The sequence below is a fragment of the Ornithinibacillus bavariensis genome, assembly GCF_050433565.1.
Classification (GTDB): domain Bacteria; phylum Bacillota; class Bacilli; order Bacillales; family Amphibacillaceae; genus Ornithinibacillus; species Ornithinibacillus bavariensis.
In genome coordinates this window covers 48665-63190 of the sequence record NZ_JBNPWZ010000008.1, presented here as the reverse complement: position 1 = coordinate 63190, position 14526 = coordinate 48665, and the positions used below count along the sequence as shown (strand labels likewise).

The 14526-nt window shown below is 36.1% G+C and carries 15 protein-coding genes and 1 pseudogene; 3 read left to right on the top strand and 13 right to left on the bottom strand.

Features of this window, described 5'->3' with window-relative positions; genetic code table 11:
* Window positions 1-33: 33 nt before the first annotated feature.
* The 7 genes and pseudogenes from HNR27_RS13720 to HNR27_RS13690 form a co-directional block, all read right to left on the bottom strand.
* A complete protein-coding gene (locus HNR27_RS13720) occupies window positions 34-459 on the bottom strand; it encodes a TetR-type transcription factor C-terminal domain-containing protein (protein WP_429340162.1) in 426 nt (141 codons plus the stop codon).
* Between the two features lie 3 nt (window positions 460-462).
* Window positions 463-582: pseudogene (locus HNR27_RS13715) on the bottom strand (TetR/AcrR family transcriptional regulator); the annotation flags it as partial.
* 91 nt (window positions 583-673) lie between these two features.
* A complete protein-coding gene (locus HNR27_RS13710) occupies window positions 674-1450 on the bottom strand; it encodes a class I SAM-dependent methyltransferase (protein ID WP_429340161.1) in 777 nt (258 codons plus the stop codon).
* Window positions 1451-1572: 122 nt separating this feature from the next.
* On the bottom strand, window positions 1573-2019 hold the full coding sequence (locus HNR27_RS13705) for a hypothetical protein (protein ID WP_212919748.1): 447 nt from the start codon (window positions 2017-2019) through the stop codon (window positions 1573-1575).
* A 146-nt stretch (window positions 2020-2165) separates the two neighbouring features.
* On the bottom strand, window positions 2166-4616 hold the full coding sequence (parC, locus tag HNR27_RS13700) for a DNA topoisomerase IV subunit A (protein ID WP_429340160.1): 2451 nt from the start codon (window positions 4614-4616) through the stop codon (window positions 2166-2168).
* A gap of 39 nt (window positions 4617-4655) precedes the next feature.
* The gene (parE, locus tag HNR27_RS13695) at window positions 4656-6608 is read right to left on the bottom strand and encodes a DNA topoisomerase IV subunit B (RefSeq protein ID WP_429340159.1); all 1953 of its coding nucleotides are present in this window, start codon (window positions 6606-6608) and stop codon (window positions 4656-4658) included.
* A gap of 215 nt (window positions 6609-6823) precedes the next feature.
* Window positions 6824-7240 (bottom strand): CoA-binding protein, encoded by a 417-nt coding sequence (locus HNR27_RS13690; RefSeq protein ID WP_429340158.1) that lies wholly within the window; start codon window positions 7238-7240, stop codon window positions 6824-6826.
* A gap of 223 nt (window positions 7241-7463) precedes the next feature.
* Between HNR27_RS13690 and plsY the strand changes: the two genes are divergently transcribed.
* The 3 genes from plsY to yidD all read left to right on the top strand — a co-directional run bounded on the left by plsY (window position 7464) and on the right by yidD (window position 9366).
* Window positions 7464-8045 carry a glycerol-3-phosphate 1-O-acyltransferase PlsY gene (gene plsY, locus HNR27_RS13685; protein ID WP_429340157.1) on the top strand — a complete coding sequence of 194 codons (582 nt, stop codon included), beginning with the start codon at window positions 7464-7466 and terminating at the stop codon, window positions 8043-8045.
* Between the two features lie 143 nt (window positions 8046-8188).
* Window positions 8189-9106, top strand: a complete 918-nt coding sequence (gene folE2 / locus HNR27_RS13680) for a GTP cyclohydrolase FolE2 (RefSeq protein ID WP_429340156.1) — start codon at window positions 8189-8191, stop codon at window positions 9104-9106.
* Window positions 9107-9126: 20 nt separating this feature from the next.
* Window positions 9127-9366: a membrane protein insertion efficiency factor YidD gene (gene yidD, locus HNR27_RS13675; protein ID WP_212919742.1), complete on the top strand. Its 240-nt coding sequence runs from the start codon at window positions 9127-9129 to the stop codon at window positions 9364-9366.
* Between the two features lie 17 nt (window positions 9367-9383).
* On the opposite strand, the gene HNR27_RS13670 is transcribed toward yidD, so the two are convergent.
* The 6 genes from HNR27_RS13670 to acnA all read right to left on the bottom strand — a co-directional run bounded on the left by HNR27_RS13670 (window position 9384) and on the right by acnA (window position 14374).
* Complete coding sequence (locus tag HNR27_RS13670; RefSeq protein WP_429340155.1) at window positions 9384-9683, bottom strand: hypothetical protein; 300 nt, start codon at window positions 9681-9683, stop codon at window positions 9384-9386.
* The gene (locus HNR27_RS13665; protein ID WP_429340154.1) at window positions 9683-10108 is read right to left on the bottom strand and encodes an acyl-CoA thioesterase; all 426 of its coding nucleotides are present in this window, start codon (window positions 10106-10108) and stop codon (window positions 9683-9685) included. The genes HNR27_RS13670 and HNR27_RS13665 overlap by 1 nt, the downstream gene beginning before the upstream one ends.
* 99 nt (window positions 10109-10207) lie before the next feature.
* Window positions 10208-10432, bottom strand: coding sequence for a small acid-soluble spore protein Tlp (gene tlp, locus HNR27_RS13660; RefSeq protein ID WP_212919739.1), 225 nt, complete (start codon window positions 10430-10432; stop codon window positions 10208-10210).
* A gap of 170 nt (window positions 10433-10602) precedes the next feature.
* Window positions 10603-10785 (bottom strand): FbpB family small basic protein, encoded by a 183-nt coding sequence (locus HNR27_RS13655; RefSeq protein ID WP_429340153.1) that lies wholly within the window; start codon window positions 10783-10785, stop codon window positions 10603-10605.
* Window positions 10786-10826: 41 nt separating this feature from the next.
* Complete coding sequence (locus tag HNR27_RS13650) at window positions 10827-11417, bottom strand: TlpA family protein disulfide reductase (RefSeq protein ID WP_429340152.1); 591 nt, start codon at window positions 11415-11417, stop codon at window positions 10827-10829.
* Between the two features lie 251 nt (window positions 11418-11668).
* Complete coding sequence (gene acnA, locus HNR27_RS13645; protein ID WP_429340151.1) at window positions 11669-14374, bottom strand: aconitate hydratase AcnA; 2706 nt, start codon at window positions 14372-14374, stop codon at window positions 11669-11671.
* Window positions 14375-14526 lie beyond the last annotated feature (152 nt).

Here is a 14526-nt window from a genome sequence, read left to right as displayed (position 1 = left end):
AACTAGTATTCTATCAAAATAGAGCGCTTACATTTACTCGTTTACTATTGATCTCATGATTAGGTCGACATATAAGTCACCGATTTCGTCAATTGATTTTTCTCCTGATTTACGGTACCACTTATAAGTCCAGTTTACCATTCCAAGTATTGCCATACTGGTAATTTCATCCGAAAGATCATGACGAAATTCTCCACTTGCCTTACCCTCACGAATGGTTTCAAGGATAATATTCTTGAACTGATCACGTTTTGCTTTAATCAATTCTTCATAATTTGATTTTAAGTAAACATTTTCCTGATAGAATACAGAAATATGTGGCTTATACAAATCAAATACTTGTACAAAGCTCTTTATAATTGCTTGTAACTTTTTAGTTGGAGATTCGTAGGTGTTCTTTGCTATGTAGGCTTTTTCAAGCACATACGTAATAAATGTATCGTGAATGACAAAAAGCAATTCATCCTTTGACGTAAAATGATGATAAAATCCACCTTTTGATGCACCAGTTTTTTCTACAATTTGGTTTACTGTTACACCATGGAAGCCATATTTTTCAAATAAATGTAGCGCATTATGAATGATTTTTTGTCTGAGATCCGTTCGAAGCCCTCCTCTCCTTTTTTCATTTATAGCGTATCACACTTTTCAGAATTTAAAAAGAAGAAGTTACCTATAAAAGTTCTATAGTCCCATAGTGAAATAAGGATGTTTTCCGTCTATGCTGTGTGAACCCAAGCCTTTTAAATCTCGTACTTTTATAGTGGTCCTTCATAAGGATACACTGCGTTGCAACTCGTTTTGCTTCGGTAATAACCTCTGAGCTTATATCAGTACATAATGCTTGCTCGCGTATGGAATTAATACCACTTGAAGATTCGATAGCTTCTTGAAACATTGGATCAAAATATACGACATCATAGGATTTATCAGGAGTTTGTCGTAAATATTCAAGATGATCAATGTTGACGACATTTATTCTTTTCATAGCAGTATCGATTTCCCTATTTCCAGTTGAAAAGTCTTTTAACCCTTCTCTTGCAAGCAAGTACAATAAGTCATTACCTTCAAGTCCCGTTACAGCACCAGAAGTACCAACAGCAAGACTAGCAATAATACTATCAGATGCTAAGCCCAGCGTACAATCGAGAAACTTCATCCCCTCCTTAAGTTTTGCTGTCTGGATAAGGGGATCATTCTCACCTTTTAAAACACGTTTTGCTCTTACCATAGCTAAATTAGGATGAAAGAATAGACGTGTTGAACTATTTAAAGGTGAAATAAATAAACCATTTTTTGCCACGACGATAATATGTTCTTGTAATTGAATTTTCATTGCTTCAATTGATTCACTATTTCTTTCTCTATACAAAAATCCATATTCTATGGCCAGCTTTTTAGCCTTTAGTGATAGAGGACTAGAAGCACGCCCTGCTGTTGTAATTATCATTCTATATTACCTATTCCATAAATTTTTATCTTTTTTTAGCCTTCATATTAATTAAAAAACAGACTACTAAAAAAGTCTAGCAGTCTGTTTGATTTTTTTTATTATACCAAAATATATAATTATTATTCCGCCTTGGTCTCTTGAATCTGTTCAGTTGTTTGGTTCTTACTACCAAGTTGAGCTGGTAGCTGCCATGCAGTAACAACTGCAAGTAGGACGAAAACAATATCCATTCCACCAAACAAAACAGAAATATTATCACCAAAATGCATAATTACCTCACTATTAAATATGCCTGAAATACTGTTCTCATAGTAATAGCCTAATATAAAATATTTACCTAGTAAAATTCCAATTAAACTTCCAACTACAGCAATTACTTGATGTAATGAGGTTACGCTTCCTTTTGCCAAGTAGAAAACGATATAACCAGTTAGTCCACCGATTGCCCAAGCAACAATGCCAATTTCGTATTCCGTTATAATGGCGATTAATGCCCATACAACTCCCCCTACGATAGCTGCTAGTAATGCCCCTAAAATCGGTAACCCATAATTTTTACTTTCCATGAAACTTTTCCTCCTAATGAATTTGTCTAGTATTAATTCTACAAATCGACATAAAAACCCTTTATTTTCCATAAAATATTTTTATTCTTTACAAAAAGTCTATAAAAAAAGACAGACTGCTTCATCAACAGTCTGTCTTCGAAACATTAATCAATAGTTGGGTCAAACGGCTTTTCATAATTTGCTTCTTTCCAAACCTCTACAACTTCTCCTTGTTTGTCAGAATCGATAATAAAGGAGCCATTACTACTTCGATCACTTGTGGCTAATTCAAAAGGAATAATATGGTGTGTCTCTCCTTTAGCAGTTTGGAAGCAAATCGTATCATTTTTATTTGTTGCATAAAATCCAACGATACGGTGAGGTTTGTTTTTTAGCTCACGTAGCATCATTAAACCACGTTTTGCCCGTGTTGTCTTCTCAAATTCCCTTAGTTTCATTCGTTTGGCAGCACCGCGTTGTGTGACTATCACTAAAGAAGGTTCGGATAAATCATCAAAAACCTGTCCACTAATGACAAAATCATCATCTTTCAAGTTAATGGCCTTTACACCAGCAGCTCGTTGTCCAACAATAGGTACCTCTGTTTCATGATACCAAAGTCCGTACCCCTTGTGAGTAGCAATGAATACATCTGAATATCCCTTCGTCTGACAAACGCTAACAACCTCATCACCCTGCTTAAGATTAAGAGCAATTAAGGCCTTCGAATATCGTTGTGCCTCATAAATCTTTAATTCACTTCGTTTTATCATTCCGTTCTTCGTGAAGAAAATAAGGTATTCTTCTTCCTTAAATTCTCGTACCGGTATGCATTCAACAATATATTCGTCCTTATCGATTGGAACAATGTTAGATATATGTTGACCAATATCCTTCCATCTAATTTCTGGTAATTCAAAAACCGGCACATATAGGTATTTACCCTTATTCGTAAATAATAGAATTTTATCAGTTGTATTCGCTTCGATAAGCCCAACTAAGTAATCATCTTCTTTTATTGCAAGGTCTTCACCGTTTGAAGCAGCATAAGAACGTAAACTTGTCCTTTTAATATAACCTTCCTTAGTAACGGAAATTAAAACATCTTCACTCGCTACTGTAACTTCGATATCTATTGTTAATTCTTCAATTTCCTCTTGTATAATGGTTCGACGACGGTCGGCATACTGTTTTTTCAATTGTTTTAAATCCGTTTTGATTGTATCAAACAACTTCTTTTCACTAGCTAAAATAGACTCGTATTCAGCTATCTTTAAACGTAGTTCATCCGCTTCACGTTCAAGAGCTGTCACATCTGTATTGGTTAAACGATAAAGCTGTAACATAACGATTGCTTCTGCTTGTCTTTCGGTAAAGTCATATTTTGCCATAATAGAGCGCTTCGCATCCTGCTTATCTTTTGCAGCTCGAATGGTTGCTATTAGCTCATCTAATATGGAAATAGCCTTGATTAACCCTTCAACAATATGTGCACGATCTTTAGCATGTTTTAAATCATATTGTGTTGCTCTTGTTACAACTTCCTTTTGGTGCAGAATATAAGCATCAAGCATTTCCGGTAAAGATAGAAGCTTTGGTGTACGGTCTTGAATCGCTACCATATTAAAATGGTACGCAATCTGCAATTCCGTATTTTTATAAAGATAGTTTAGAACACCTTCACTATTTACGTCTTTTTTTAATTCAATTACAATACGTAATCCAGTTCGGTCTGTTTCATCACGAACCTCTGCAATTCCTTCTACCTTACGATCAAACCGAAGCTCATCTATTTTCTTTACAAGATTTGCTTTGTTAACATCAAAGGGAATTTCATCAATAACAATTTGTTCTCTATTTCCTCGAAGTGGTTCTACTGTCGCCTTGCCTCGAAGAACAATTTTCCCTCTTCCAGTTTCATAAGCTTTTTTAATTCCATCAATCCCTTGAATTATTCCACCAGTAGGAAAGTCTGGGCCTTTAATTGACTTCATTAATTGATCAACTGTACTATTTGGGTTATCAATACGTTTAATTACCGTATCAATAACTTCACCAAGATTATGTGGTGGGATATCGGTAGCATACCCAGCAGAGATTCCAGTTGACCCATTTACGAGTAAATTAGGAAATTTTGCTGGTAAAACAACAGGCTCTTGATCCGTATCATCAAAATTCGGAACAAAATCAACTGTTTCTTTATTTAGATCGCGAAGCAATTCTGATGAGATGCTAGATAGTCTTGCTTCTGTATAACGCATTGCTGCAGGTGGGTCACCATCTACGCTACCATTATTACCATGCATCTCAATTAAAACATTTCGCATTTTCCAGTCCTGACTTAAACGAACCATAGCATCATAAACGGAAGTATCACCATGTGGATGATAATTACCAATAACATTACCGACAGTTTTTGCCGATTTACGAAAATGCTTATCATGAGTATTCTTTTCTCGAAACATCGCATAAAGTATACGACGTTGTACTGGTTTTAATCCGTCTCGTGCATCTGGTAGTGCACGATCCTGGATAATGTATTTACTATATCTACCGAATCGATCACCAATTACTTCTTCTAGTGGTAAATCGAGATATTTTTCAGACTGTGACAAGTCATTCCCCCCTTATAAATTCCCAAGGTCAGTTTAGTATTATGAATGTATTTTATCGTTTTCTAATATGTTTGGATCATCGTCTAAACCAAACGCTACATTAGACTCTATCCATTTTCTCCTAGGCTCAACCTTATCTCCCATTAGAGTTGTAACACGACGTTCAGCACGTGCAACATCATCTATCGTAACACGAATTAGTGTTCGCGTTTCTGGGTTCATGGTTGTTTCCCATAGTTGATCTGCATTCATCTCACCCAAACCTTTATAGCGCTGAATGACATAACCATTCTTAAAATGGTGAACTGCCTTCCTCATTTCATCCTCATCCCAAGCATAAATAATTTCTTCCTTTTTACCAGTTCCTTTGGATATTTTATATAAAGGTGGAAGTGCGATATATACTTTACCTGCTTCAAGTAATGGACGCATATAGCGATAAAAGAAGGTTAGCAGTAACACCTGAATATGTGCACCATCCGTATCTGCATCTGTCATAATAATTACTTTATCGTAGTTAATATCTTCTAAGTTAAAGTCTGCACCTATTCCAGCACCAATTGTATGAATAATCGTGGAGATTTCTTCGTTTTTAAAAACATCCTGAAGTTTTGCCTTTTCCGTATTGATAACCTTTCCACGCAGTGGTAGTACAGCTTGGAATTTTCGGTCTCTTCCTTGCTTTGCTGACCCACCAGCAGAATCACCCTCAACTAGATATAGCTCATTTTTATCAGGATTTTTAGATTGTGCAGGTGTTAATTTCCCGCTCAAAATTGTATCCTTACGACGTTTTTTCTTACCGCTTCTTGCGTCATCGCGTGCTTTTCGCGCTGCTTCTCGCGCTTCTTTAGCCTTTATTGCCTTTTTAATCAATGTCCCTGAAACGTCTGGATTTTCTTCAAGGAAGAAATTTAATTTTTCGGATACGACAGCATCAACTGCAGAGCGAGCTTCTGAAGTGCCCAATTTACCTTTCGTTTGACCTTCAAATTGAAGCTTTCCCTCTGGAATACGAACAGATACTATCGCTGTTAATCCTTCACGAATATCTGTTCCCTCTAGATTCTTATCCTTTTCTTTTAACGCGTTAGTTCTTCTAGCATAATCATTGAATATCCTCGTAATTGCAGAGCGTGCACCAGACTCATGTGTTCCCCCATCCTTTGTGCGGACATGGTTAACAAATGAAAGCATGTTTTCTGCGTATCCATCATTAAATTGAAAAGCAAATTCTACTTCAATTCCTTGTTGCTCTCCCTCAAAGAAAATAACCTCATGAAGTGGATCTTTGTCTTCATTTACGTATTGTACAAATGATTTTAAACCATCTGGATATTCATATACCTCTTTCTCCTCTATTCGCTCATCCGTTAATACAATCTTAAGTCCCTTTAATAAAAATGCTGATTCACGCAACCGTTCTGAAATGGTTTCTAGATTAAATACCGTTGTCGAAAAAATAGCAGGATCAGGTTTAAAATGAATTAGCGACCCCGTTTTTTTAGTGTTTCCAATTTTTTTAATCTTTCCTACTGGAATACCTCCGTTTTCGAAACGAAGAAAATAAGATTCCCCATCACGATGTGTGGTTACTTCTAACCATTCAGATAATGCATTTACAACAGATGCCCCTACACCATGCAAACCTCCACTAGTCTTATAACCACCTTGGCCAAACTTACCACCGGCATGGAGGACGGTAAAAATAACTTCCAACGTTGATTTACCAGTACTATGCTTTCCGGTTGGCATCCCCCTACCGCTATCTTCAACTGAAATACTATTATCCTTATGTATTGTTACATGAATAACATTTCCAAAGCCCGATAAGGCTTCGTCAACCGCATTGTCAACAATCTCAAAAACTAGATGATGTAGACCACGATGATCTGTACTCCCGATATACATTCCGGGCCTTTTTCGAACAGCCTCAAGACCTTCTAATACTTGGATGGAGTCATCTGAATAGTGTAAAGATGTCTTGTCCAAAATTAATTGCTCCCTTCACCGATAAATCAAATTACTACATTTATTCATAGTAGAACATGTGTTTGTTATTGTAAAGATTGTAAGGAATTATAACCAAAATAAATAATGTATAAATGGCAATATCTTAATTAGTATACTACAACCTTTTTAAAAAGGTAAGAAAATCTAGTAAGCACAGTCCGATAGGAAAAGGATGACCAGAAGCCATCCTTTTCTCATTTCTTATTTACTAGAACTGCATGTGCTACTTTAATACATAAATCCATAATAACAGTAAAACCACGCTCTTGTAAGTAATTATAGGCTTCCTCATTAACAATTCCTTGTTGCGCCCAGAAAACCTTGCAACTCGTTTGAGCTGCTTCTTTAGCTACTTCCGGCAAGTACTCAGGACGACGAAATACATTAATAATATCAATAGGTTCTGGAACGTCAACTAAGGATTTATATGCCTTTTCACCTAATACTTCATCAATAGTTGGATTGACAGGAATAATTCGGTATCCAACTTCTTGCATAATTTTTGAAATTTGGTAAGATGTTTTTCCGGGGTTATCCGATAAACCAACCACCGCTATGGTTTTTGATGATTCTAGGAGATCTTTAATAATATTATTACTCGGGTTTTGCATGTAGGTAACTCCCTTCCATTTAGCTTATACTTATAATAATGTAGCATGTCCATTGAAATCATACCGTTTTTTTAATTTAATAGCCATCATTTCACACAGCTATGGCCTTTGTAATAAAAAAAGAAATAAGTTTATTAGTTTTAGTACCTTCTATTAATACTTCGTGTTAAAATAAAAAATAAGCTTACATATTGTGATAATAACAAGGAAAGTAGGAATTTTTATGGAATTTGCGCTCTTTGCAGTAATTGCCTATCTTCTTGGTTCTATTCCTTCAGGTCTCATTGTCGGTAAACTCGGTTACAACATTGATATACGACAGCATGGAAGTGGGAATTTAGGTGGAACGAATACCTTTAGAGTGCTAGGTGTAAAAGCAGGCATCATCGTAACACTCGCTGACATTCTTAAAGGAACTCTTGCAACATTACTTCCTCTATTTTTTGATGTCGAGGTTTACCGACTTGGAATTGGGATTTTTGCTGTTTTAGGTCATACTTACCCACTTTTCGCTAAATTTAAAGGTGGCAAAGCAGTGGCTACTTCAGGTGGGATAATTCTAGGTGTTAGTCCAATATTATTTGGTGTAATGGTGTTAACCTTTTTAATCACTCTATACATTTCTAAATATGTGTCACTTTCATCTATGATTACTGGTATTATTTCATTTATCGTTTCCCTTTTTATTGGTGACATCGGATTAAGAATTGTAATTGCTGCACTTACTCTATTTGTCATTTTAAGGCATCGCGCAAACATTAAACGGATTATTAATAAGACGGAACCAAAAATTACATGGATCTAAGACGGGATAATTGAAAAATAACAATAACATGACTTATACTTTGAGAGTAGTGATGTTATACGAGAACTTGGCGTTCGCTTATTGCGGATGCCTTCATTGTATATAACATAATTGTTGGGGACAGAAAAGAAAGGGATTATTTTATGAATGTAAAAGACAATTCGCAAAAAATTTTACCAAATAAAATAGAAAGACTTAAGCTGTTTGGTTCAGTTGAGCCTGGGCCAAAACATAAACCTACAGAAAAGGATAAAATGTCGGATTTGCAAAATTTAGAAAAGGACTTTCTATTTGAGCTAGATGCAGTAGGAATAACGAATGTAAAATATCCGGTCATCCTAAAGAGCAAGTTAAAGCCCTATACACAGAACAGCATTGGTACCTTTACCTTCACCTCAAGTATCAAACAAACTAGTAAAGGAACGAATATGAGTCGTTTTATGGAACAACTCGAGTTGTATAGTAAAAACGGGTTTATTATCGAACTTCATACACTAAAAGAATTTACAAAAGAGCTCGCTGAACGACTTGGACAACGGGATGCTACCGTTGAAATAAACACCACCTGGTTCTATGAACGTAAAGGGCCAAGTAGTCAAATTGCTGGACTAAACCATGCAGACATAAATCTAATCGTATCCTATCATCAAGATTCGGGTTACAAGGTAAGTGCAGGACTTTCAGTATTCGTTACAACACTTTGCCCTTGCTCCAAGGAAATCAGTGAATATAGTGCACATAATCAGCGAGGCAATGTTTCGATTCAGGTCTCGCTTACAGAAGACTTTAACGAAGATGAATTTGATTGGAAATATGCGCTATTAGAAGCAGCTGAAAGTAATGCTAGTTCAAGGCTACATCCAATTTTGAAGCGCCCTGATGAGAAGATGGTCACAGAAGGAGCATATGAAAATCCTAGATTTGTTGAAGATATGGCACGACTTGTAGCAGCTGATTTATATGAATTACCTTATGTGAAAAGCTTTGAGGTTACTTGTCAAAATGAAGAGTCAATTCATATGCATGATGCTATTGCAACAATACGTTATACGAAAGAATAACGTTAAAGAAGGGTACTAAAATGAAATATATTTTTATTGGAATTATAAAGTTTTATCGGAAGGCTATTAGTCCCTTGACACCCCCTTCTTGTCGCTTTTATCCAACTTGTTCGGAATACGGACTTGAAGCGATACGAAGATTTGGAGCATTTAAGGGTGGGTACTTAACGATTAAAAGGATTAGTAAATGCCATCCATTTCACCCTGGTGGTGTCGATCTAGTTCCAGAAAAAAAGGTTAAAAATAAGCGTTCAGAATGAATATACTGAACGCTTATTCACAATTTAAATCTATTTATTTGTTCCCACTGTCCTTCATTCGTTAGTATTTCTTTTTGTCTTTCTCCAAATAAATCAAAGTGAGGATATTTTTCATCACGATGGATCCAACTAGGCTGCAAGCCATATTTTTTACCCCAAGCAACTAAGGCATTAATATCTTTACAACCAACTTTTGTAACAGTGGTACAGCCTGGGAAACGATCATCGAGCCAATAATGGGTTATGAATGCTATCTCACCACTATCAATACTCGCCTTCCATTTTTTCACATCTTGTCTTTTTAAACCGAAAGCCACTATTTTTCACCTTCAACATTCTTTAAATATAGTTCATGCCATGTTGGAAAAGCTTTTCGCAAGGATAAAGGTCGGAAATTGTCCTTTTTTACTATTACATGCTTAGTAGACCCAGTCACGTAAACCTCACCTTGACTATCAATGATTTGATAACCATAAACAGTTCGAATTCCGTCATATTCTGCTAACCATGTTTCGACGAATACCTTTTCCCCATAGCGCACCGGTTTTTTATAGGAAATATGCGCATCTAATACAGGTGATACTATATTATTCTTTTCCATTTCTATGTAGTTTAAACCTAAATGTTCAATGAATTTAGTCCGTCCAATTTCAAACCATACTAAATAATTCGCATGATAAACGACACCCATCTGATCGGTTTCTTGGTATCTAACTTCTATTGGTGTTTGCACGCTTTTCACAATTACTTCCCCCTATCAACTATTGGTAAGTTTATCATATTCTCTTTATTAATTCATAAATTAGGCCTCAAATCTATTTAGATTTGAGGCAATTTATTCCTATTGCTGGTCACGAACTTCATCTTTAATCTCTGCACGAAAACCTTCAATCGCTTCCTCACGGCGTTTATTCTTCTCTACAATCTTTTGTTTTTCTTCACCAGAAGTAATCTGCATGGTTTCATGTGCAGCTTCAATATTTTCAATGGTATCTTGAATCATATCCTGAAGCTTTTCTACATTATCACTACGGTCATCTGGCTTTGGTGAATATTTATCAGTCACTTGACATCCTCCTTGAATCATTGTTGCCAAAGGCAATGTTATTTTTTGATATTACTTCAAGCTCTATACTCAAATAACAACAATTCAAAAAGGAAAAACCTCATTAATATGTAATAAAATGGTTACATTTTAATGAGGCTTACATGTAATTGGATAGGATTATACCTGGACTATGCTTCTCGACGCTTTGATAATTCATCCCTTGCTCGTTTTTCTAAATTTTCCTCAATTCGGTCCAAGAATTCACGGTCTTCTAAAATTTGTTGGCGATTGGCTTGAACCAGCTCTTCAAAAGTAAGAAGTTTCTTTAAAGAAATGGTAATCACTCCCTTTTTACAACTAAGTATTACCATCTCTTATTCTTTTTATAATAATTTTTGCAAAATTATAACCGTTAATTTAAGGAGTTCAGCATGTCAACCATAAAATCATAGGTCATTGGACCAACATGTCTTGGTACTTGTATGACCCCATCTGAACCAATAAAATAGGATGTTGGAATAGTCATTGCCAAATACTGATCAGTTATTTTATTATTCTTATCAATACCTACCGGGAACGTGTAGTCTTTTTCCTCAAGAAAATTCCTTACTACTTGCTCATTACGCTCAGAACCAGTTGCATTTATTGCAATAATTTTAATTTGATCTCCATACTCCTCATAAAATCGCTGTAATTCCGGCATCTCCTCCTTACAGGGTGGACACCATGTAGCCCAAAAGTTCACAAGTACCTTTTGACCTTTTAAATTGGAAAGCTTAATCCTTTCACCATCAATCATTGGAACCTCAAAATCAGGTGCCAGGTCCCCCTCGTTTAGAAATTTAGCATTCGGTGAAACAATGGAAACACCTTTGACTGAGGTATCACCTGTTACGTCAACCAAATTTGGACCAGACTCCTTTTTATTTAAGTCAATTACATTTATGATAAGGATGACTGCTAAAGCTATCATGACAATTATGGCAATATTTTTTTTCAGCATATGGTTAAACTCCCTATAAATTATTGTATATGTTTATAATATACATCTTAGAAGGTATTTATAAAGTGTTTGTACTTTTATTCATAGAGATTTCACATTTGGAAACGATATCTTCAAATAAAAAAATCATTGTAATCATTTACATAGAAAATTTAAGTGCTTTCATAAAAAAAACGAGCCCTGTTAGGAACTCGTTTTTCTTATCATTTGGAGCTAGTGGCCGGAGATTCCGCAACCTCACGATCCCGAGCTTAGTTAGCCAATTTATCACGTAATACCATCTGTAAGATACCACCGTGACGATAATAATCAATCTCAACTTCACTATCAAAACGAACTACTGCTTTGAATTCAGTTATTTTACCATTTTCATCAGTAGCAGTTACTCTTACAAGATCATGTGGTTTAACATTTTCACCTATTTCAAGATTGAATGTTTCTTTACCTGTCAAACCTAACTTGTCAGCGCTTTGCCCTTTTTCAAACTGTAATGGTAGAACACCCATCATTACTAGGTTAGAACGGTGAATACGCTCGAAGCTTTCAGCAATTACCATTCTAATACCTAATAGGTTAGTACCTTTAGCTGCCCAGTCACGGGATGATCCCATACCATAATCTTTACCAGCAAGTACTACTAATCCAGTATTATCTTGCTGATACTTCATAGCAGCATCATAAATAGGCATAACTTCACCAGTTGGCCAATAAGTTGTGTAGCCACCCTCTGTTCCAGGAGCTATTTGGTTACGGATACGGATGTTTGCAAATGTTCCGCGCATCATGACTTCATGGTTACCACGACGTGATCCGTAAGAGTTGAAGTTTCTTGGTGAAACTCCTTTTTCCTGTAAATATAAGCCTGCTGGCATATCTTTAGCGATTGCACCAGCTGGTGAAATATGGTCCGTTGTTACTGAATCCCCAAATTTTCCGATAACACGTAGGTTACTAAGTGCTTCAACCTTACCTGGTTCTTTTGTTAACCCTTCAAAGTAAGGTGGGTTTTGAATATACGTTGAGTTCTCATCCCATTCAAAAATAGGTTCATCAGTTGTTTTAATTTCATTCCATTTATCATTAGAGCTGAATACATTTTCATACTCTTTACGGAAGATTTCAGGGTTTACAACCTTTTGTACTTCTTGTTTAATTTCATCCATTGAAGGCCAGATATCTTTTAAGTATACTGGTTCTCCATCAACGTCTGTACCTAATGCTTCGTTAGATAAATCAATATCTACAGAACCAGCAAGCGCATAAGCAACTACTAATGGTGGAGATGCTAAATAGTTAGCTTTTACTAATGGATGTATACGACCTTCAAAGTTACGGTTACCAGACAGTACCGATGCAACAGTTAAATCATTAGCTGCTATAGCTTCTTCAATTTCAGGAAGAAGTGGACCAGAGTTACCGATACATGTTGTACAGCCATATCCTACTAAGCTAAATCCTAGTTTATCAAGGTATGGCATTAAACCTGCGTCCTCTAAATAACGGGTAACTACTTTCGATCCTGGTGCCAATGATGTTTTAACAAATGCAGGAACTTCAAGACCTTTCTCTACTGCCTTCTTAGCCAATAGACCTGCACCTAACATTACATAAGGGTTAGATGTGTTTGTACAAGAAGTGATAGCTGCAATCGCAACAGAGCCTGTTTTCATTACTGTTTCTTTTCCATTAGATAGCTTAACTGTTACTTCTTTATCAAATTCTGATTTATCTAAGCCAAATCCTTGGTTTCCTGAAGGAGCAGTAATAGCTTTATTAAATTCCTTCTTCATTTGAGAAAGAGGAATTAAATCCTGTGGACGCTTTGGTCCTGAAAGGTTTGGTTCTAGCTCAGAAAGATTGATTTCAACAACCTCAGTATATTCTGGATCTTTAACATCAGAAGAGTACCATAGATCGTTCTCTTGACAATATTTTTCAACTAGCTTAATTTGTTCTTCACTACGTCCAGTTAAACGTAAATAGTTAAGTGACTCCTCATCAATAGGGAAGAATCCACATGTTGCACCATATTCTGGAGCCATATTTGAAATAGTTGCACGATCAGCCAGTGGCATATCCTTTAATCCTGGACCAAAATATTCTACAAACTTACCTACTACGTTTTTCTCACGTAAAACTTGTGTTACTTTAAGTGCTAAATCGGTTGCAGTTGTCCCTTGAGGGAAACTACCTGTAAATTTAACTCCAATTACCTCTGGAGCTGGGAAATATGATGGTTGACCTAGCATTCCAGCTTCCGCCTCAATACCACCTACACCCCAACCAAGAACACCTAAACCATTAATCATGGTAGTGTGGGAGTCGGTACCAACTAGTGTATCTGGGAATGCATCATATTCACCGTTTTCGTTTTCATTTGCATGAACGACATTAGCAAGGTACTCAAGGTTAACCTGGTGTACAATACCAGTTGCAGGTGGAACTGCACGGTAATTTTCAAATGCTTTTTGAGCCCAGTGTAGGAACTCGTAACGCTCACCATTTCGTTCAAATTCAAGATCCATATTTGCTTTCAACGCAGCTGGCGTTCCATATTGATCGACCTGAACGGAGTGGTCAATAACAAGATCTACTGGTACTTCTGGATTAATTTTGTTTGGTTCTCCCCCTAAGTCCACCATTGCTTTACGTAAGGAAGCAAGGTCAACTACTGCAGGCACACCTGTGAAGTCTTGAAGGATAACACGTGAAGGCTTGAATGGAACATCGACACCTTCTCCTTCCTTTGTTCCCCATTTTGCTAGTCCTTTTACATGTTCATCATTAATTACGCGGCCATCATATTGGCGAACTAGAGATTCTAATAGTACACGAATTGAATATGGTAATCTATCAATTTTACCTAATCCGGCTTCTTCTAATGCCTTTAGTTGATAGAAATTATATGTCTTACCATTCAATTCAAACTTCTTTTTTGCATTGAAGTTCTCTCCCATATTCGCTAACCCCTCTCTTTCATTGTTGTACTTTAAAATACATCATCGCTATAAAAGCCTTTCCAAAATCTATTGGATTACTACATTATTCATCATAAAGTAAAATCAGGTATAAAACAATTGTTTTATACCTGATTTTACTATACGAATAT